We start from the raw sequence: 21,467 nt of genomic DNA, 5'->3' as shown, positions 1-21,467 counted from the left end.
TCAAAATGAAAAAATTGATCACAACCACCTATACATTAATAGGCATCGTTCTCCTCTCCTTTGGCCAGCAGGCCAATCTCAACTACAGCATCAACCTCAACGACCGTAGCAACGACGAATTCAAAGTCATATTAACCGTAGACGGTCTCACGGACGAAAACAACATCTACCAGTTTGCCGCCACAGCGCCTGGCACTTACCAAACCATGAACATCGGGCGATTCGTACGGAGTTTCAAAGCCTACGATAAAAAAGGAAGGGAAATAGCCACTGAAAAAGTAGGAGACAACCAATGGAAACTCTCCAACCCTAAGAAAATCACCAAATTAGAATATACTATAGCAGAAACCTGGGACACATCCTTAGACGAAATGCCTATCTATAAAATGTGTGGCACGTCCATGGAAGACGACCACGTGCTTTTCAATGCACACTGTGTAATAGGTTATCCGCAAGACATGCAAAGCGAAGCACTTACCCTTAATTTGGCTTATCCCGAAAAATGGCAAATAGGCACAGCCTTATCCAAAAATGAAACAGGTGCCTACTACGCCAAAAATTTCGACCATGCCGTAGATTCTCCTATTCTCTTGGGTCGTCTTTCCTCCGCCAAGGCCGATTTTAACGGAACGGATATTGAGCTTTATACTTACAGCAAAACGGATAAAATCACTTCTGCCGATCTGCTCGAAAGTATGAGTGCTATGCTCGAAGCCGCACACAAGTTTGTAGTCAACTTTCCTGTGGACAGATACACCTTCCTTTTTCATTTCGAAGATGTAAGTGCTGGTGCTTGGGAACACTCATACAGTTCAGAATACATCTACAAGGAAGCCGACTACATAAACGGTGGTGGAGCCAAAATCACCAGCACAGCAGCACATGAGTTTTTCCACATCATCACACCACTCAACATTCACAGCGAAGTCATCGAAAAATTCAATTTCGTAACGCCGACACCATCGAAACACCTCTGGCTCTACGAAGCCACTACAGAATGGGCTTCTGACATGATGCAAGTACGTGGTGGCCTGATGACGTTGGACGATCTGCTCTCCCAGCTCAGCACAAAACTCAAAGTGGATGCTACCTATTTCGACCCCAACTACAGTTTGGTAAAATTGGCCGAAACATCTTTCACAGCAGAGGGTCAAAAACAATATAGCAATATCTACTACCGTGGTGCAGTAGTGATCAATCTCCTCGACCTTCTCCTCCTAGACAAATCCAATGGCAAACGAGGCCTGAGAGAAGTAGTCAATGAGCTGTCAAAAAAGTACGGGCCAGACCATGCCTTTCCCGAGACAAAATTCTTCGACATCTTTACAGAAATGACCTATCCAGAAGTTGCTGATTTTTTCGCCCGTTATATCATGGATACCCAACCGCTTCCGCTAAAAGAATATTACGATAAGGTAGGTGTCAATTTCATTTCCGAACGAACAATAGGAGAAGGAGAGGACGCCGAAACTAAAAAATTCATTTTCGAAATCAATCCAGATGCCAACGAAAAACAATTGGCCTTGCGAAAAGCTTGGACTACGAATTTATAACCCTTTATTCTTCAAAGACATTAGCTCATTCACCCCTGATCTCATGAATAAACTATTCACTAGCCTGCTAGTCCTCGGAATGCTCCATTCCACTCTGGCACAAGACAAGAAAAAAGAATGGAACGTATCCGAGCCCACTTTACCCTTTCAAGAAACAACGATCACCTCTGATGAAGGCACATGGATGAGCCTAGACATAAGTCCAGACGGATCTATGATCGTATTTGATCTACTCGGGGATATCTATACACTCCCCATCACTGGAGGAAAGGCCACAGCCATCCGAACAGGCCATGCCTTCGACGTGCAACCTAGGTTTAGTCCAAACGGCAAACAAATCAGCTTCACTAGTGATGCCGGAGGGGGCGACAACATCTGGGTAATGAACACAGATGGTACTGGTGCCAAAGCTGTAACCAAAGAAACTTTCAGACTCCTAAACAATGCCGTATGGTCTATCGATGGAAACTACCTCTATGCACGAAAACATTTTTCTTCAAAACGATCTGTAGGTGCAGGAGAAATCTGGATGTATCACAAATCTGGCGGGCAAGGCATCCAACTAATAGCCAAGAAAAATGAGCAACAAGACATAGGCGAACCTTGGCCATCGTCGGATGGCAAATATATATACTACAGCGAGGACATGTATCCAGGGGGCTATTTCCAATACAACAAAGACCCCAACAGCCAGATCTACGCCATCAAAAGATACGACTTGGACAAAGGCAAAATAGAACGAGTGACAGGCGGATCTGGCGGTGCCATCCGACCTGTGGTCTCTCATCAGGGCGATCGCTTGGCTTTCATTCGCCGCGTTCGCGAAAAAACGGTACTCTATCTCCACGACCTAAAATCTGGGCAAGAATGGCCCATCTACGACGACCTTACCAAAGACCAACAAGAAGCTTGGGCGATCTTTGGACCCTATACTGGCTTCAACTGGACACCTGACGACCAGCACATCATCATCTGGGCCAAAGGCAAAATCAGAAAAATCAACGTCTCTACACTCGAAGTTGTCACCATTCCTTTCGAGGCCACTGCTACTCACAAAATCGTAAATGCATTGAAATTCAAAAACGAAGTGGCTCCAGACCAATTCACTGCCAAGGCCATCCGCCAAGCCGTGACCTCGCCCGATGGACAGACTTTAGTCTTTAATGCTGCTGGTTTTCTTTGGAAAAAAACGTTGCCGAACGGCACACCTACAAGACTCACCAATGGCACCAATTTAGAATTCGAACCCGCTTATTCTCAAGATGGAAAATACCTAGCCTTCGTCACCTGGAATGACGACAACATGGGTGCCATCCACAGACTGGATATGACTTCGGCAAAAGCCAAACCTGTGAAACTAACCAGCGAAAAAGCCATCTACCGAGAACCCTCTTTTCACCCTAGTGATCGAAACACACTGGTCTACAGAAAAGAAGGCGGCAACGGCCATCAAGGCTATGTGCACACCAAAGAACCAGGCTTGTATTTGCTCAAAGTAAAAGACGCCAAAAAGTCGATGGCTACGTTAGAAAAAATCACAGACGAAGGAACAAACCCTAGTTTCAATCAAGCGGGAAACCGTATCTACTACCAGACGGGAGGGTATCTTTTTGGCTCATTAGAAAAGAAACTGAAATCCATCAAACTCGACGGCACAGACAAAAGAGAAATTGTAAAATCTAAATATGCGCAACGCATCCTACCGAGCCCAGACGAGCGATGGGTGGCCTATTCCAACTTATACAAGGTCTACATCGCCGCCATGCCCTTGGCGGGGAAAACGCTAGAACTCGATGGCAGTTCTACCAGCGTACCCGTGGCACAGGTAGCCAAAGATGCTGGCATCAACCTACAATGGTCGTCAGACTCCAAACGACTCAACTGGACTCTTGGCAACGAATATTTTAGCAATGCCATCAATGATCGTTTCCTCTTCATAGACGGTGCGCCTGATAGCATTCCTCCTATGGATTCGGTAGGGGTAAAAATCAACTTGCAGCTAGCGTCCGACAAGCCCAAAGGCAAAGTGGCTTTCACAAATGCCCGGATCATCACCATGAAGGGCGACGAAGTGATCACAAACGGAACGGTGATCGTGGAAGAAAACAAGATCATAGCAGTAGGCACAGACGTGAACTTGCCAGCTGATGCCAAAATCATAGATGCCAACGGCAAGACCATTATGCCTGGTTTAGTAGATGTGCATGCCCATGTAGGGCAGTTTAGACACGGCCTAAGCCCACAGCAGCACTGGCAGTACCACACCAACTTGGCCTATGGCGTCACCACTACACACGACCCCTCTTCCAATACCGAAATGGTGTTTTCTCAATCCGAAATGGTGAAATCAGGTACCATGGTGGGGCCTAGGATATTTTCTACTGGCGTGATTTTGTACGGAGCAGATGGTGATTTCAAAGCAGTCATCAATGGTCTGGAAGATGCCCGCTCGGCCATTACAAGAACCAAAGCTTTCGGAGCCTTTTCGGTGAAAAGCTACAATCAGCCCCGAAGAGACCAGCGCCAGCAGGTAATCCAAGCGGCACATGAGCAGCAAGTAGAAGTAGTGCCCGAGGGTGGTTCCAACTTTTTTCACAACCTGACCATGATACTCGACGGACACACTGGCGTGGAGCACAATCTACCCGTAGCGCCACTGTACGACGATGTGATCCAACTGTGGAAATCCAGCAAAACGGGCTATACACCTACGCTATTGGTAAGCTATGGCGCCGTGAGTGGCGAGTACTACTGGTATCAAACTACGAATGTATGGGAAGACGAAAAGCTCCTCCGCTTTACGCCAAGATCTATCGTGGATTCGAGATCTAGGCACCGCACCATGATCCCCATGAAAGAGTATGACAACGGACACATACTGGCTTCGAAAAGCTGCAAAGCCTTGACTGATGCTGGAGTGAAAGTAAACCTAGGTGCTCACGGACAGCTGCAGGGCTTAGGCGCACACTGGGAACTGTGGGAACTGACACAAGGTGGCATGACAAATATGGAAGCCCTCCGTGCAGCCACCATGAACGGTGCCAACTATCTGGGTATGGATGAAGAAATTGGCTCTATAGAAGTAGGAAAACTGGCAGATCTGATTGTATTGGACAAAAATCCATTGGAGAACATTCAAAACTCCAATTCGGTAGTATATACCATGATCAACGGTCGACTGTACGATGCCAACACCATGAACGAAATCGGCAACTATGATGCGCCTCGTGGCAAATTCTACTGGGAGCAGAATGGCTATGCTCCCTCCTTCGACTGGCACGGTGCTAGCGAAGAGGGTTGCTCTTGCCAAACAGGGCATTGATAGCCACTTCATGTCATAGAAAAGAGGGCAGCGCTATTGCTTCCGACTAACGCACAGCAATAGTGCTGCCCTCTTTAATGAATTCCGCAGATTCAAATGCATATGGTCTTTCTTCGGTGAACTCAAATTTTTCGAAGAAGGAGTTGAAGTACTTATCAGCTTGTTCTTCTCCAAATTGACTTTCTCCATATTGATGTATTCGGATAAGGTCCTGTTTGGCTATCTCGCTGATTCTGTATTCAGGCATTATTTGGGTTTTGCCTGTCTAAGTATCTCTTTTTGACTGTCATTAGTGAAACCAGAATTTTCGGCCTTCTCCAGTTTCAACCTTATGTTGTCTATTTCTTGTTGCTGCTTTCTTGCCTGTCGTACCAAGTCGTTTTACCAGCTCATTTTTGCTGAATACTCCTGACTGTCTACTTGAGATTTCAACCACTCATCATTGGGTTCTGTAAAAGAAATACTTTGTCATCCCATAACTTTACTTTTTTGGTGCATTATTACACCAAAGGTGGTGAAAGTTAAACGTGACTTAGGCAAATGATGATCAGATTCTAATATCATTTTGGGTTTAACTATTGTCTTGTCTGTCAAAAAAATGATTTCGTAGACAGAATCAATTCGCCTGAATATTTCTTCCAAGTCGTACTTAAGATCTTCAACATTTGAAAGATTATAAACGCTCATAAAATTAACCCAAACGTTTTCCTCCAATCACCTCAATTTCCTTTCCCAATAATTGGCTTCGCGATTGGCAGAAATCTTGGATTTGTTTTGCTTGATCAGGTCGCTCACTTCTCCCTGTGAGGTGAAATGGTAGCTGCCGCAGTCGCGACATTCATAGACGTTGATCGGGCCACTGTTGTCATTGTGGTAATGGCGTGTACGATGCTCTATGAGCGCCTCCTCGGCCAGCTCACGAGTATCATAGCACCTTTTGTTGGTAACACACTTCATACTTATAGCGTTTCTTCGAGCCATCGGAAAAACTCACGCTGCCATACGATCCCGTTTTGTGCAGATAGCACCCAATGATTTTCATTTGGCAGATAGATCAGTCTACTTTTGATCCCGAGCAACTGTGCAGCCTGATAGGCCTCCAGCCCTTGCCCGATCGGCACCCGATAGTCTTTGCCTCCTTGTACGATCATAATGGGCGTATCCCAGTTTTTTACTTTGTCTATGGGATTAAACTCCGCATAAGACTTCTGAGCAGCGGCATTGTCGGTATCCCAGTAGGCCCCGCCAATGTCCCAATTCACAAAAAACAACTCTTCTGTAGTGCCATACATACTCCTCCAGTTGAAAATCCCATCATGAGAGATAAAGGTCTTAAACCTCTTGTTGTGCGTGCCCGCCAAATAAAAAACCGAATAGCCACCATAGCTCGCACCCACTGCACCAAGCCTGTCGGCATCTACATACGGTTCTTTGGCCATCGCATCAATCGCTGCCAGATAGTCCTGCATATTTTGCCCTCCATAGTCTTTGCTTATTTGTTCGTTCCATTCTACACCATGGCCTGGCATACCTCGTCGATTAGGTGCTACTATGATATAGCCATTCGCAGCCATGAGCTGGAAATTCCATCGATAAGAATAAAACTGTGAAAGTGCTCCCTGTGGTCCTCCTTGACAATACAATAGGGTCGGGTATTTTTTGTTTGGATCAAAATCAGGCGGATATATCACCCACGTCACCATCTGCTTGTTATCCGTAGTGGTTACCATTTTCTTTTCCACTTTGCTTAGGCCAATGGATTGGTACACTTCGTCATTCACGTGTGACAACTGTTTCATTTTGCCATCGCTCAGGTTGACGGTATATAGCTCTTTGGCGTGGTTCATATCCGTGCGAGTCACTACCAGTGTCTTACCACTTTGTCCTACGATTCCTGTCACATCAAACTGGCCTTTGGTGATTTGCTTCACCACGGGCTGCTTCTTAGACTTGCCAGGATAGTCTACAGAAAAGAGGTGCTTTTCGCCACCCACTGGAGCTACAAAATAAATGTCTTTCCCATCTTCGGCCCATTTGAAACTAGAGACGGTGCCATCCCATTTCTCTGTCAGATTTTTCTTGCCAAACCGATCCATGATAATGATATCATTTTTGTCCGACTCATAGCCATCTCTTGCCATACTAAACCAAGCCAAAATGCCATATTTAGAATAGGCTGGGCTGTTGTCATATCCCATCATCCCCTTGGTCAGATTGGTAGTGGTGAGGGTATTTAGGTCATATGAGAAAATATCCGTGTTAGTACTGGTCGCATAGGCCGAACCTGCTTTGGTTTTGGTGACATACAAAATCTTGCGGCCTCGCGGCCCCCAGATATAGTCCGACTCATCACCAAACGGCTGAGTAGGACTATGAAAGGTCTTGTTTTTCATGATGTCTACTTCTTCGGTGCCATCTGCGTTGCTCATAAACACGTGGTTGTAGCTGCCATCCGACCAAGTATCCCAATGTCTATACATCAGGTCATTGTAGATCTGTACTTCAGATTTATCCATGTCTGGATAATAATCCTTGCCTGATACACTATTGATTTTTACACTTCGGTGAAAAATCTTATGTGCACCGTCAGGGGATAAGCTCTGATCAGCGACTAGCTCAAAAGGATCTGCTATTTGCGCGGCAGCACCTCCTACGATAGGAACGGCATAATAAGTGGTGCTTTTTTCGTTGGTAGCTACATCATATTTGGAGACACTATATACAGCGGACTTACCATCTGTAGAAATACCAATGCCTGCTACCCGTCCCAAACTCCATAACATCTCGGATGTCATCACATTTTGGGCCATAGCCGAAAAGATTAAAAAAGAAAGACAAATAATGGAAGTTAACTTTTTCATAGCATTTAAGGATTTTGCTAGCAATTTACAAAATAGATAAGCATTTGGGGGTGAGTCGATTGAAATTTGTCTAATGATCAAACGCCAACCTATTTTCAGCTATTTCTAACTGAATATATATGATGAAGTCTTCTTTCTGGTTAGTTTCCTTGTGCTCATTAGTGTTAATGAGTTTCACCGACCCTAGTAAAACCTCTGCGCCTGATAAAGTAAAGCAAGTATTCGAAGCAACTCGCCAGATCGAATCTCTCAAGTATGAACTTATCCGATCCGAACGCATCAATGGCACTTTTGTAGAAAATCACCTGTCGATCAAAATGCACCGCCGCCCTTACAAAATCTATATGAAAGAGCTGATGCCCAATACTGGCATGGAAGTGCTCTATCCGCACCCACTGGACGAAAAAAAGGCGTTGGTTAATCCCAATGGTTTTCCTTGGGTAAACCTGAAACTAGACCCAAAAGGGGAGTTGATGAAAAAAGACCAACACCATACCATCCTAGAAGGTGGCTATGATTATGTCGTTTCTGTGATGGAGTACCTTTTCTACAAGCACAAAGATGGCATAGACGACTTACTCAATGATCATGGCACAAGCCAACTGAACGGCCAGACTTGTGAAATTATCTCTATGGTCAATCCCAACTTTGGCTACCACAGCCATACCGTAAAAAAAGGAGAGAGTATCTCTAGTATTGCCCTCAAAAACAGACTTAGCGAATATATGATTCTTGAAAAAAACCCAAGCCTAGGGCCTTTTTCTCAAATCGAAGCAGGAGACATATTGAACTTGCCTACCGACTATGCAGCCAAGATGGTGCTCTTTATCGATCAAGATCGACAAATTCCGCTAAAGTTAGAAGTCTACGACGAACTAGGCCTTTTCGAAAAGTATGAATTTAGAAATGTAGAAATAGATCCTGTACTGACCGACGATGAGTTTTCTGACGGATATACCGCTTATAGTTTCTAATCGTTTAGAAAACCTCCCACTCTGAAATCTGCTGCACAAAACTCGCCAGCACCCTAGGCTCCATAATCACACTAAAGACCAGCCCATATACCGCTCCAATCAGATGAGCATCATGATTCACATTATCCGACATGTTTTTTCCCTTGGTATAGGAGTAAATCAAATAAATCACACCTAAGATAAATCCAGGAATACAGATAAACCCATACAAGCAAATGGGATTGGTAGGGAAGAAAAGGATACTGCAAAATACCACCGCGGCTACTCCACCCGAAGCGCCTAGCGAGTTGTAATGCGGATTATTTTTATGCTTGAGCAGCGAGGGCAAATCTGATATTACAATACCCAAAATATAAAAGAGAATAAAGTAAATACCTCCTTGCGACCCTTTGAGTGCTGCAAAAATTTGCTCTACAAGTCTACCAAAAAAGTAAAACGTAAACATATTGAACGCCAAGTGAGTCCAATTGGAATGGATAAAGCCAGAAGTAATAACTCGGTACCACTGGCCTTGCCTCAAAATCGCCACGGGATTCATGGTCAGTTTGTATTGCAAACTAGGGTTTTGAAAACCCAAATAACTAACCACTACATTGGCTATAATGATGACTACTGTCCAAGACATTTTTTACAATTCAAAATTCCAAAATTTGATTTTCTCCGTTTAGTGATCTCTCTCTATCAATGCGCGGGTAAACTGACGAAGTGGTCCTAGGTTGTATTCGCTCACTTCTAATGCATCCAACTGATCAAAGCCTTTTTCAAAATGATCGTTCATCGCCTTTTCGGCAATGGCTTCAATATTAAGATCAGCATAGATGGCTTTCATTTTTCTGACCTTCTCTTCTGGGTCGATGTCCTTATCGGCCATCAAGTTGTGTAGGTCAAGTTTTTGTTTGCCCTCGGCCAGTTCTATGGCCTTGATGAGAAGTAGGGTCTTCTTATTGGCAATGATATCGCCGCCAACTTGCTTGCCAAATTTTTGGGCATCACCATATACATCTAGCAGATCATCTTTGAGCTGAAACCCGATACCAATATTCACACCAAAATCTCTGAGATGCATGGCTTCATCTTTCGACATGCCACCCAGCAGACCACCCAGCTCTAGGCTAAAACCTAGCAATACGGCCGTTTTCAAGCGGATCATTTCCAGATAGTCCTCCTCACTCACCGAAGACATTTCCTCATAGTTCATATCCAGCTGCTGGCCTTCGCAGACCTCCTTGGCACACTGGTTGAACAACCGAAGCAAATATTTGAAATCGTCATATTCGGCCTGCATCAATAAGTCGTAGGCCATCACCATCAATACATCGCCAGAGAGTATGGCGATGTCTTTATTCCATTTTTTATAAACCGTGGGCTCACCTCTACGCAGCGGGGCTTCGTCCATGATATCGTCGTGAATCAACGTAAAGTTGTGAAACAACTCAATAGAAAGCGCTGGATCGATAATTTTCTCCCAATCGTCTTTGCTACAGAGATAGCCCATGAGCGCTAATATCGGGCGCATCCTTTTGCCCCCATGGCTGAGAGTATAGTGGATTGGCTCGTAGAGCTCTTTAGGCTCCTTGTGCAAATCGAGTGCTAATAATCTTTCTGTTAGTTTTTCCTGAAAGATTTTAATGTCTTTAGTCATTATCTACAAATTCCAAATCTATGGTTCGACGGTCGATGTCGGTGCCTACCACCATCACAGTCACTTGATCGCCCAAAGTAAACATCCTTTTGTTTCGTTTGCCAATCATGCAAAAATTCTTTTCATCAAACTCATAAAAGTCGTCCGTCATGGTAGAAGTCCTCACCATACCTTCACATTTGGTTTCCGTCATTTCTACAAAGATGCCCCACTCGGTGACGCCCGAAATAATACCCTCAAAAGGTCGTTTTTCGGCCATTTGCATAAATTCGACTTGTTTGAATTTGATCGAAGCTCTTTCAGCATCAGCCGCTCTTTTCTCCCTTTCGGAAGAATGACGACATAAATCTTTATACGCATCCTCATTGGGAGAAGGCTTGCCATCTAGATAATGCTGGAGCAAACGGTGCACCATCACATCTGGGTATCTACGAATCGGTGAGGTAAAATGAGTATAGTGTGGAAATGCCAATCCAAAGTGACCTTTCGGCTCCGTAGTGTAGATGGCCTTAGACATGGTTCTGATCGCTAGTGACTCCAGTACGTTTTGCTCTGGCTTACCATGAATATCATCCATCAACGTATTGAGCGTATCGGATACTTGCTCCGCACCTACCTTAAGTCTATGTCCAAACTTGGCTGCAAACTTGGCAAAAGTGACCAATCGCTCTGGGTCTGGGTCATCGTGTGTTCGATAGACGAACGTATCCTTGCCCTTGTGTTTGTTGTAAATAAACTCAGCCACTTTCTTATTGGCCAAAAGCATAAACTCTTCTACCAGTTTGTGTGCGTCTTTTCTTTCCTTTGGGAAAATACCCAATGGTTTGCCGTTTTCATCGAGCTTAAACTTAACTTCTACGGTTTCAAAACCAATCGCTCCTTTTTTGAACCTTTCTGCTTTCAGCAGGTGTGCCAAGCCATTAAGTAAATTAATCTCCTCATGAAAATCACCTGCGCCACTTTCGATTCGTTCTTGTGCCTCTTCATAAGTAAATCGCCTGTCAGAATACGTCACAGTTCGCCCAAACCATTGGTTTTTAATTTGCGCCTTAGGTGTAATTTCAAACATAGCCGAAAACGTCAGTTTTTCTTCCTTCGGTCGAAGCGAGCAAACTCCATTAGATAATTTTTCGGGAAGCATCGGAATGGTACGATCCACCAAATAAACCGAAGTTGCTCTATTCACCGCCTCTTCATCCAATAGGCTCTTTTCCTCCAAATAATAAGAGACATCTGCGATGTGAATACCTATTTCATAATTGCCATTTTTCAAATACTCTACCGATATAGCATCATCAAAATCTTTGGCATCATCAGGATCAATGGTGAAAGTAGTCACCTGTCTGAGGTCTCTTCTTTTCTTTATTTCATCCTTGGTGATTTCTACTGGTAGCTTTTCGGCAAAGGCCTCCACGTTTTTGGGAAACCTAAAAGGCAAACCAAACTCAGCCATAATTGAATGGATCTCTGCCTCATTTTCTCCAGCCTGCCCAAGTACTTCTGTGACTTGGCCTACTGGGCTTTTCTGCTTACCACCATGCCAGTCTTTGATTTTTACCAACACTTTGTCGTTGGTTTTGGCCTTACCAATCTTTTCTGGGTAGACGAAGATGTCAATATATATTTTCCTGTTGTCAGGTACGATAAAGGCATACTTGGGCATAATCTCAATTTTGCCTACAAACTCTGTTCGAGCTCTGGATACGATCTTTGTCACTACGCCTTCGGGTCTGCTTCCATTTCTAGCGCCTTTTTTTACGCGGACGCGGACGCGATCTCCATCTATGGCATTGCCTAGATCTTCTGATTTTACCCAAATATCTTCGTCTTGTCCTTCACAGATCACATAAGCAAACCTTCGGTTTACATGATCCACTACACCTTCTAGCCCTTCGGCTGGTTGTGTTTTTCTAGATCGAAACGACCCATTGCGCATTTGCTCGATGGTGCCCTCTTGCTCTAGGTCGAGTACAAAATTGAGCCCTTCTTTTTTGGCCTGCTTATCTCTAAGGCCTGCTTTACTAAAAATTTGTTTGACGGTAAAGGCCTCTCCAGGACTTTCGTCGAATAAGTCGGCAACTTGCCGGCGTACGGCATCTATATTTAGTACTTTCTTGGTACGGTTGATATGCCGCCTATTGTCTTTTTTCTTTTTCGCCATGTATGGGAATATAATAAGATGTGATGGGAGTCTGAAAACAATCCTAACAAAGATACGGGGAAGGGTGAGAAACTTTCGTATCAGAAATTATCTTCTGATTATCAATTTCGCAAATGCTCGACTTGCGAAGATTATATTGTCGGAATAGACAGACTCGATTGGTTAATAATTTTTTACAAAGGTAGGCATTTAATTTTTAGCACTACCTGATGGTATAACGGAGGGAATGGTTTTGAGTTATTATAAATCCTTTTTCCAACAAAGACAATTTGAACGGAATTGCCTTCATAGGCTGTTTGATAGAAGACCTCTGCATTTTTCTGAGATGGTACTGGGTTCAATATATGTCCTTATCAAAAGCGCTAGTACCTTTTCGAAGTGCTGCTGCTATCAGCATATCTTTTGATGTAACTCCATGAAAAGATCCGCTTTTGATAAGGACATTTTTACATTTAAATCGCCTTAAAAATCGAAATAGCATTGTGCCCACCAAAACCAAAAGTATTGCTCATGGCCACTTTCACTTCTTTTTGTCTGGCTTCTTTGGTCACAATATCGTGATCGCCCACGATAGCTGGATCGATCGTTTCGGTATTGATGGTAGGAGGGACAATATTATGGTTAATCGCTTGAATAGAGAGAATGGCCTCTGCTACACCTGCCGCTCCGAGCATATGACCAGTCATAGATTTCGTACCACTAATCACTGATTTGTTTTCATAGCCATTCATCAATTTGGCAATAGCTGCTGGCTCACTCAAGTCACCCACTGGGGTAGAGGTTGAGTGCGTATTGATATAATCGATATCCGCTGGTGTGAGATTGGCTTCTTTGAGTGCCCACTCCATAGCACGAAGTGCACCTAAGCCTTCTGGATGTGTAGCCGTCATGTGGTAAGCATCGTTGGTCATGGCAGAACCTACCAGCTCGGCATATATTTTTGCCCCACGGGCTTTGGCGTGGTCATAGTCTTCGAGGATGAGTGCGCCACCTCCTTCGCCCATCACAAAACCGTCACGATCGACATCGTAGGGACGGGAAGCTGTTTCTGGAGAATCGTTGCGTGTGGATAGTGCCTTCATCGAACCAAAGCCACCAATACTAGCTTCAGTAATAGGTGCTTCAGAGCCTCCCGTCACAAAAATTTTGGCTTTGCCTAATTTAATATAATTGAAAGCATCCATAATGGCTGTATTAGTCGTAGCACAAGCCGATATAGTAGTAAAACCAATACCCATAAAACCGTATTTCAAAGCGATCATACCACCGCACATATTGGTCAGCATTTTTGGTATCAGGAATGGATTGAACTTCGGCTCTTTGTCCTTCTCCATATAGTACTGCACTTCTTTTTCCAGTGTCTCAAGGCCTCCCTGGCCAGTGCCCCAGATCACACCCACATCGAATGGGTCCATTTGACTCAGGTCAAAATCAGCATCCTCGATGGCCTGAGCCGCAGCATACAACCCATACTGACTGTATAAATCGGTACGCTTGATTTCGTTGCGATCGAGATATCGTGTAGGGTCAAAATCTTTGACTTCGCAGGCAAACTGCGTTTTGAATTTTTCTGCATTAAAATGGGTAATCGGCCCAGCACCACTTACACCATTAACGGCATTGTCCCAAAAAGTTTGTACGTCGTTGCCCAAGGGAGTGATCGCTCCCATGCCTGTGATTACTACTCTTCTTTCTGTCATTGTAATTTTATTTATGAGATTCTACAGATTGAATATTTGGATAATGAAGTTTTAGAAGGTCTTAATTGCTTTACTCTTTCAAGCAAACGTAAAACCAACAGCGAAGATATGGTCTGCCAAGCTTTTGTACTTGGTTCTTTCACAAAATTGATTCTTAAGCATTAAAACCTAAGCTATTGACTCGGCTGTAGCAGATCGCCTCCCTGTTATATTTGAATATAGCCTTCCCTCTAAGGGATTAGTCCTATACCTTTGCAGCCCAAATTAGAAAATACAATTTTATGTTTGAGTTGATCAAGAATAAATCCAAAAACGCCAAGAATGATATCCTCTCTGGTATAACTGTGGCGCTCGCCTTAGTGCCTGAAGCCGTTGCTTTTGCTTTCGTAGCAGGCATCGATCCTATCATTGGCCTTTATGGTGCTTTTATGGTTGGTTTGGTCACGGCTGTGATCGGTGGTCGGCCGGGTATGATCTCTGGTGCTACGGGTGCATTAGCCGTGGTGATGGTTGCGCTAGTGAAAGAAGGAAACGCTATGATGCCTGATGTAGAAGGTGCTGGAGTGCAATATCTATTTGCCACTTTGGTCGTGATGGGTCTTTTGCAAATCGCCGCAGGGGTATTTAAATTAGGAAAATTTGTTCGATTAATTCCGCACCCTGTCATGCTCGGGTTTGTAAACGGTCTCGCCATTGTGATTTTCTTATCTCAACTAGGCATGTTCAAAGTAGAAGGCGAATGGCTCGCAGGTACAGAATTATGGACCATGCTCGGGCTAGTAGCCCTGACAATGACCATCATGTTTGGTTTGCCCAAAATCACAACTAAAATTCCTGCTGGCCTCGCAGCCATCCTAACGGTTTCGTTGGTCGTCATTTTTGGAGGTATAGACACTTCTACGGTTTTGTCTTTTGTACAGTCTAATGGAGGCACGGGTATCGAAGGAGGCTTACCTTCTTTTATGATTCCACAAATTCCATTTACTATGGAAACATTGACTTTCATCTTTCCTTATGCGCTGATTTTGGCTGCCATTGGCTTGATCGAATCACTTATGACTTTGACTTTGATTGATGAGATCACAGAGACCAGAGGTAGCGGCAACAAAGAATGTGTAGCCCAAGGTACTGCCAACATAGTGAATGGGTTTTTCGGAGGTATGGGTGGCTGTGCCATGATCGGTCAGTCTATGATCAATGTAAACTCAGGTGGCCGTGGTCGTCTTTCGGGTATAGTAGCCGCACTAATGTTGCTTTCCTTCATTTTGTTTTTTGCTCCATATATCGAACAAGTGCCAATCGCTGCACTCGTGGGTGTTATGTTTATGGTCGTGATCGGCACATTCGCTTGGTCTAGTTTTAGAATCATTCACAAAATCCCAAAAGCGGATGCTTTTGTGCTCATCCTAGTATCAGGCGTTACGGTCGTGTTTGACCTAGCGATCGCTGTCGTTTGTGGTGTAATTGTTTCTTCCTTGGTTTTTGCATGGGAAAATGCAACTAAGATTCGTGCGAGAAAAAGCACTAGAGAAAATGGCACCAAAGTGTATGAAATCTGGGGGCCTCTATTTTTCGGATCCATTCAGGCGTTCAACAGCAAATTCACCCCTGCAGAAGACCCTGAACAAATAGAAATCGACTTTATCGATTCTAAAGTATCTGATCACTCTGGGGTAGAGGCCATCACAATCATTGTAAATAAATATGAAGCATTGGGCAAAAAGGTAATGCTCAAGCACCTAAGCCCTGATTGTAAAAACATACTCAAAAAGGCCAATCCTAATTTTGACGAAATCATCATTTCGGATATAGATGATCCAAGATATTATGTAATGACGGAAGCTGTGGGGGTAGAAGCCTAAGCGATATCCTTCTTCTCTATTAGAATATTTTGCTCGTCTTCGGACAATTTCAAATCTTCAATAATGGTATTAAGTGTCGGTCGTTTTATAGACAATAAAATGATCGACACAATATAACCGACAACAAAAATACCACTGGTTGTAAGGTAAAAACCACATACGCAAATCAAACTGGCTAATAAAAAAGACAGGTTTTTCTTTTGTGAGGCCGTTTTGTAACTCACCAGCTTTTCTCTCAAGCTATCAGCAGTCATATCCGTTTTGAGAAAAGAAATGAAAACCTTATGAGATTGAAAAATGAGCCCAGCAGCAGCCAACATCAAACTAACTACAACCATGATATACCACTGGTCTGGCACCAGTACCATCATAAGACCAGCCTGCTGCTGCAATAGCAAATAGCCAAACGGCAATAATGAAATTGCGATGAGGAAATTGAAATGGAGATATATTTTATTGTAATAATCCTCTCCGTTATTAAATTTCATTGTCTTTACTATTCTATGTCACCAGATGCTCTTCGGCGATCTAGCTGCTCGAGTTCTTCCCTGATCTCTGACATCCGATCCGGATAGTCCGTAATGATTCCGTCCACTCCCATATTGAGCATCTTGAGCATATCAGACCTTTCGTTTACCACATAAGTGAAAACCTTGTAGCCTCTGGCATGAAACCTGAAAATTCTACGCTGAGAAAGTGTAGTAAAGTGCGGATTCAATGTACCAAAAAACTCATGCATGTTTCGATGCTCGGTAAAAGTCTTAGCATTGATATAAAAAGCCAACAGGTGAGTTTCATCTTCGCCCATCATGATTTTTTTCATTTCGATGGTAGAATCAGCTTCATAGGCATCTTGCAAATATTGTTCATCGTAAGCCTGAATAATACACCAATCCATAGCCTTCTTTTCATCAATAATCTCCACGATACGATCTGAAAACCCATCGTAGTATTCATGGCCTTTGGATTTGATATCAATAATCAACTCCATTTTTCCATGAATCAGGTCTATAGTTTCCGCTAAGGTAGGGATTTTCTCCCCTTCAAATTTTGGTGAAAACCAGTACCCTGCGTCCAGTTCTTTTACTTCTGCCAATGTGAGCTCATGAATTTTGCCCGTGCCATTGGTCGTTCTTGATATTTCTTCATCGTGAAACACGACAACTTCTCCATCCTTGGTATAGTGCACATCGATTTCGATCATATCAGCGCCCATATCCATCGCCATCTGAAAAGCGGAAAGTGTATTTTCAGGAGCATATCCAGCAGCTCCTTTATGACCCACAATTTTGAAGTCTCTTTTTTTGATTTTTTCTAGCTTTTCGCTAGCAATGTATCGTTGATAAAACCAAGGCTCATAAAGCCACATGAGGCCTAAAAAGATCATCATGGGAAGCGCATACCAGATAAAATTGCGGCTGTTCATCGACATAGGAGAAATAAATTGTTTTGTGGCTTTAAAAATACAACAAGTAAATTAACATAAAAAAACTTGCTTCGTTAAGCTGATATTTTTGTCATTGATAATGAAGGGTGGATTGCGTGGTTTTGCTTAATTTCCAATTTCAAAAAACATCATACCCATGAAATTTCTCATCTACGGAGCTTACGGATATACTGGCCAGCTCATTTCTAAATTGGCAAAAGCCAAAGGCCTCACACCCGTACTTGCTGGTCGCGATAAAGAAAGAACTAAAGCCTTGGCTAACGAATTGGCCTTACCTTATCGATATTTCGATCTTTCCCAAACCGAAAAACTGCACGAAGCGCTAAGTGAAGTAGAGCTTGTCTTACACTGTGCAGGCCCATTTTCAGAAACGGCAAAACTCATGATGAATGCCTGCTTGGCGACCAAAACTCATTATTTGGACATTACTGGCGAAATTGAAGTATTCGAATTAGGCGCTTCACTAGACCAAGCAGCCAAAGATGCTGGTATCATGATCATGTCTGGTGTAGGGTTTGATGTGGTGCCAAGCGACTGTTTGGCTAGCTACCTCAAATCTCAATTGCCCAATGCTACTCATTTGGAACTGGCCTTTATGAGTGAATCTTCTACCTCCAGAGGTACAGCACTCACCATGACTCAGGGCATAGGCAAAGGAGGAGCCATCCGAAAAGATTCCAAAATCATATCTGTGCCTCATGTGTATGCTTCTCGTTTGTTGAATCTGGATGGAAAAGAAAAAAACTTTGTATCCATACCATGGGGAGATGTGTCTACTGCATATCGAAGCACAGGCATACCCAATATCATGGTCTATACTGCCATGCACCCAGGGCAGGTCAAAAAAATGAAGACGGCCCAAAAATGGAGTTGGTTATTCAATCTCGGGTTCGTACAAAATTACCTACAAAAAAAAGTGAAAAAAACGGTAACGGGACCATCCGAAAAAATGAGAGAAGAAAGCAAATGCTATCTTTGGGGGGAAGTAAAAAATGCTAAAGGTGAAAGCAAGTCGGCTAAACTATCGACACCAGAGGGATACAAACTCACGTCGATTGCTTCGCTAATGATTATAGATAAAATGAGTCAGGCTTTGCCAAATACTGGGTATCAAACACCAAGTTTAGTTTATGGTTCAGATTTGATTTTAGAAATAGAAAATACTAAGAGAGAAGATATTTAATGAAACTATCAAATGTGATGCTGAGCTTAATGCTCGGTACATGGGTATTAGGGTGTGGTGAAGTAGCACAACAAGTCGAAGAAACAGCCTCCGTACCTCCTTTGCCATCAGCTCCCTCATCGATTGGTACGAAAGAAAACCCTCAAGCCCGGTTCGAATACGAACGCAGACAGCTAGTAGACCCTCATACCAATACGATCCCAGCTGGCATCCATCAAAAGGAATTGAGTTTTGCTCGTAAGATCCAACAAAGGCAAGCCCAACTAGGAACAGAAAACCAACAAACTTGGACGCTCGCAGGACCATCAAATGTAGGTGGAAGAACACGCGGACTGGTGATAGATGTTCGCGATGAAAATATCATATTAGCTGGTGGAGTATCTGGCGGTATGTGGCGCACCACCAACGGTGGACTAAATTGGTCACGTACTTCTCAGCCAGCAGCAATCAATAGTGTAACTTGTTTAGTGCAAGACACTCGCATAGGCAAACGCGACAATTGGTATTTTGGAACAGGAGAACTGCTAGGCAATTCGGCTCGCGCATCTGATGCTCCCTATCGAGGTGATGGTCTTTTCAAATCTACCGATGGTGGTCAATCATGGGACATACTCGCTTCTACTACTACCAATCAACCTGCATCTTTCGATAACCCTTTCAATTATTCATGGAACCTGGCTATTAATCCACTAGAGCCTTTCACTAATGATGTCATCTATGCAGCCATTTATGGCAATATCGTAAAATCGACAGATGGGGGACAGAGTTGGGTGAAAGTATTAGGTGAGCCTAATTTATTGGAAGACAAGTCGGGTGATCTGAATAATTCTAATGCTTCTTTTTATACCAACATCATGATAACCCCTCTGGGTCAAATGTATGCTTACCTCAGTACAGCCACGAGCACAGGTATAAACACGACTGACAAAGGCATTTTTCATTCTACTGACGGGGAAAATTGGGCCAATATTACTCCGCCAAATTTCAATGCACTCTCAGAGCGATTAGTCATGTCATATGCCCCATCCAATGAAAACATTGTCTACTTCTTGGTAGAAGGTCTCACTATCCAACTTTGGAAATATGACCAGGTCAGGTGGACCAACCTCTCTAACCAAATACCAGATGGTAATAATGGCTTAGAATCATTCGATAGTCAAGGTTCTTATAACCTAACAGTGAAAGTGCATCCAGATGATTCGGATCTAGTGTTTTTGGGAGGTACCAACCTTTATCGATCTACAGATGGATTTGCCACTTCTACCCATATTACTCAAATCGGCGGATACGATACAGAAGATATCAACCAACTTTACCCCAATCATCATCCAGACCAACATGAGTTGGTATTCTTTCCAGATGCTAAAATCATGCTATCTGCTACCGACGGTGGAGTTCACAAAACATTCGACAATACAGCCTCTTCCGTATCTTGGGTATCTCTCAACAACGGCTACGTAACTTCGCAATTTTATACTTTGTCTATTTCCAAAGACGAAGGAAAAAATGAAATCATGGGCGGCATGCAAGACAATGGCACCTATCTAAAAACGCAAACGGGAGAAAACACACAATGGAGTTCTGTACTAGGCGGAGACGGTGCATACACCGCCAGCACTCCCAACAACCAATATTGGTATTTGTCTTTTCAAGAAGCTGGAATATTCAGAATGTCGTACAATACCGACGGCAGTATACAAAATTGGGCTAAAGTAGACCCAGCAGGAATAGACAGAAGCAGTTACTTATTCGTAACACCTTTCGTGCTCGATCCTAACAATTACAACAGAATGTATCTAGCTGGAGATAGTGCCATTTGGCGAAACAACAACTTATCACAAATCACCCCATTCAAGCAAACTACTACTTCTACAAATTGGGAAGTCATACAACCTGAGATTTCTAGATGGGTAGATATTACAGCATTGGATATTTCTACTAACCCCGCTCATATTCTATATTATGGTACGAGCATTGGCGAAGTGTACAAAATCACTAAAGCCAATAGCCCTCAAGCAGAAACAGAGCAAGTTTTTTCTCAAAACGGCTACATCTCGAGTATTTGTATAGACCCAAAAGATGCAGGTCGTGTGCTAATTTGCTATTCCAATTATAACGTCATCAGTCTATATCTATCCGAAGATGGTGGAAACTCTTTCAAAAACGTAGGAGGAAATCTCGAAGAAAACGCCGATGGTACAGGCCATGGGTCCAGCATCCGGTGGGTAGAAATGATTGCCCTACAGAATGGTGGATACAAATACTATGTAGGGACCAGTATGGGCCTCTATAGTACAACCGAACTAGCCGAACAAAATACCATTTGGAAGCAAGAAGGTATAGAAAGCATTGGCAATTCAGTAGTAAGTATGATCGACTATCGCTCTACTGATGGCAAAATAGCTATAGCCACTCATGGCAATGGAGTTTTCGAATCTACAGTAGCCAATACCGAACCGATCACTTCCAATGCACAAAAACAAGACGGAGTAGAGTTAGCCTTTGGCTATCCAAATCCATTTAAAGACGATTTTCATATCAAATTTACCCTTCCTAAACATGAAGAAACGAAAATCTACATTATTGATGTATCTGGAAAAATTGTCCGTTCGCTACTTCATACTATACCATTCGAAGGGGACATTACTGTAACCTGGGATGGCAAAAATGACAATGGGAACCAAGTACAAAATGGTCTTTACCAATACTTGATTATCTATCAAGATAAAAGCTATGGGGGTAAAATGATTCTAAACAAATAA

General features: G+C 43.3%; 15 protein-coding genes. 6 read left to right on the top strand and 9 right to left on the bottom strand.

What is annotated here, in order from left to right:
* Positions 1-5 precede the first annotated feature (5 nt).
* Both N7E81_RS04975 and N7E81_RS04970 read left to right on the top strand, forming a co-directional pair.
* The gene (locus tag N7E81_RS04975; RefSeq protein ID WP_263052182.1) at positions 6-1,553 is read left to right on the top strand and encodes a M61 family metallopeptidase; all 1,548 of its coding nucleotides are present in this window, start codon (positions 6-8) and stop codon (positions 1,551-1,553) included.
* A 43-nt stretch (positions 1,554-1,596) separates the two neighbouring features.
* Positions 1,597-4,875, top strand: a complete 3,279-nt coding sequence (locus N7E81_RS04970; protein ID WP_263052181.1) for an amidohydrolase family protein — start codon at positions 1,597-1,599, stop codon at positions 4,873-4,875.
* Positions 4,876-4,921: 46 nt separating this feature from the next.
* Here N7E81_RS04970 and N7E81_RS04965 read toward each other — a convergent pair whose 3' ends face one another.
* The 3 genes from N7E81_RS04965 to N7E81_RS04955 all read right to left on the bottom strand — a co-directional run bounded on the left by N7E81_RS04965 (position 4,922) and on the right by N7E81_RS04955 (position 7,736).
* Positions 4,922-5,122, bottom strand: a complete 201-nt coding sequence (locus tag N7E81_RS04965; RefSeq protein WP_263052180.1) for a type II toxin-antitoxin system RelE/ParE family toxin — start codon at positions 5,120-5,122, stop codon at positions 4,922-4,924.
* 467 nt (positions 5,123-5,589) lie between these two features.
* Positions 5,590-5,832 (bottom strand): hypothetical protein, encoded by a 243-nt coding sequence (locus tag N7E81_RS04960; protein ID WP_263052179.1) that lies wholly within the window; start codon positions 5,830-5,832, stop codon positions 5,590-5,592.
* Between the two features lie 2 nt (positions 5,833-5,834).
* Positions 5,835-7,736, bottom strand: a complete 1,902-nt coding sequence (locus N7E81_RS04955; protein WP_263052178.1) for a S9 family peptidase — start codon at positions 7,734-7,736, stop codon at positions 5,835-5,837.
* 167 nt (positions 7,737-7,903) lie between these two features.
* On the opposite strand from N7E81_RS04955, the gene N7E81_RS04950 reads away from it, so the two are divergent.
* Positions 7,904-8,710, top strand: coding sequence for a DUF1571 domain-containing protein (locus tag N7E81_RS04950; RefSeq protein WP_263052177.1), 807 nt, complete (start codon positions 7,904-7,906; stop codon positions 8,708-8,710).
* A 4-nt stretch (positions 8,711-8,714) separates the two neighbouring features.
* Here N7E81_RS04950 and N7E81_RS04945 read toward each other — a convergent pair whose 3' ends face one another.
* The 4 genes from N7E81_RS04945 to fabF all read right to left on the bottom strand — a co-directional run bounded on the left by N7E81_RS04945 (position 8,715) and on the right by fabF (position 14,213).
* Positions 8,715-9,335, bottom strand: a complete 621-nt coding sequence (locus tag N7E81_RS04945; RefSeq protein ID WP_263052176.1) for a rhomboid family intramembrane serine protease — start codon at positions 9,333-9,335, stop codon at positions 8,715-8,717.
* Between the two features lie 39 nt (positions 9,336-9,374).
* Positions 9,375-10,352, bottom strand: coding sequence for a polyprenyl synthetase family protein (locus tag N7E81_RS04940; RefSeq protein ID WP_263052175.1), 978 nt, complete (start codon positions 10,350-10,352; stop codon positions 9,375-9,377).
* Complete coding sequence (gene rnr / locus N7E81_RS04935; protein WP_263052174.1) at positions 10,345-12,513, bottom strand: ribonuclease R; 2,169 nt, start codon at positions 12,511-12,513, stop codon at positions 10,345-10,347. Before rnr ends, N7E81_RS04940 begins: the two co-directional genes overlap by 8 nt.
* Before the next feature lie 452 nt (positions 12,514-12,965).
* A complete protein-coding gene (gene fabF / locus N7E81_RS04930) occupies positions 12,966-14,213 on the bottom strand; it encodes a beta-ketoacyl-ACP synthase II (RefSeq protein WP_263052173.1) in 1,248 nt (415 codons plus the stop codon).
* Positions 14,214-14,494: 281 nt separating this feature from the next.
* Here fabF and N7E81_RS04925 point away from each other — a divergent pair, with 281 nt between their 5' ends.
* Entirely contained in the window at positions 14,495-16,075 is a 1,581-nt protein-coding gene (locus N7E81_RS04925) for a SulP family inorganic anion transporter (RefSeq protein ID WP_263052172.1), read from the top strand.
* Here the strand turns inward: N7E81_RS04925 and N7E81_RS04920 are convergent.
* Positions 16,072-16,563 (bottom strand): hypothetical protein, encoded by a 492-nt coding sequence (locus N7E81_RS04920; RefSeq protein WP_263052171.1) that lies wholly within the window; start codon positions 16,561-16,563, stop codon positions 16,072-16,074. The genes N7E81_RS04925 and N7E81_RS04920 overlap by 4 nt on opposite strands.
* A gap of 8 nt (positions 16,564-16,571) precedes the next feature.
* Positions 16,572-17,507 (bottom strand): glycerophosphodiester phosphodiesterase, encoded by a 936-nt coding sequence (locus tag N7E81_RS04915; protein ID WP_263052170.1) that lies wholly within the window; start codon positions 17,505-17,507, stop codon positions 16,572-16,574.
* A gap of 151 nt (positions 17,508-17,658) precedes the next feature.
* Here N7E81_RS04915 and N7E81_RS04910 point away from each other — a divergent pair, with 151 nt between their 5' ends.
* Together N7E81_RS04910 and N7E81_RS04905 are read left to right on the top strand one after the other, a co-directional pair.
* Positions 17,659-18,705, top strand: a complete 1,047-nt coding sequence (locus N7E81_RS04910) for a saccharopine dehydrogenase family protein (protein ID WP_263052169.1) — start codon at positions 17,659-17,661, stop codon at positions 18,703-18,705.
* Positions 18,705-21,467 (top strand): FlgD immunoglobulin-like domain containing protein, encoded by a 2,763-nt coding sequence (locus N7E81_RS04905; protein ID WP_263052168.1) that lies wholly within the window; start codon positions 18,705-18,707, stop codon positions 21,465-21,467. Before N7E81_RS04910 ends, N7E81_RS04905 begins: the two co-directional genes overlap by 1 nt.

It is taken from the genome of Reichenbachiella carrageenanivorans, assembly GCF_025639805.1.
GTDB classification, from domain to species: Bacteria; Bacteroidota; Bacteroidia; order Cytophagales; family Cyclobacteriaceae; genus Reichenbachiella; species Reichenbachiella carrageenanivorans.
This window is presented reverse-complemented; position numbering and strand designations above follow the sequence as displayed.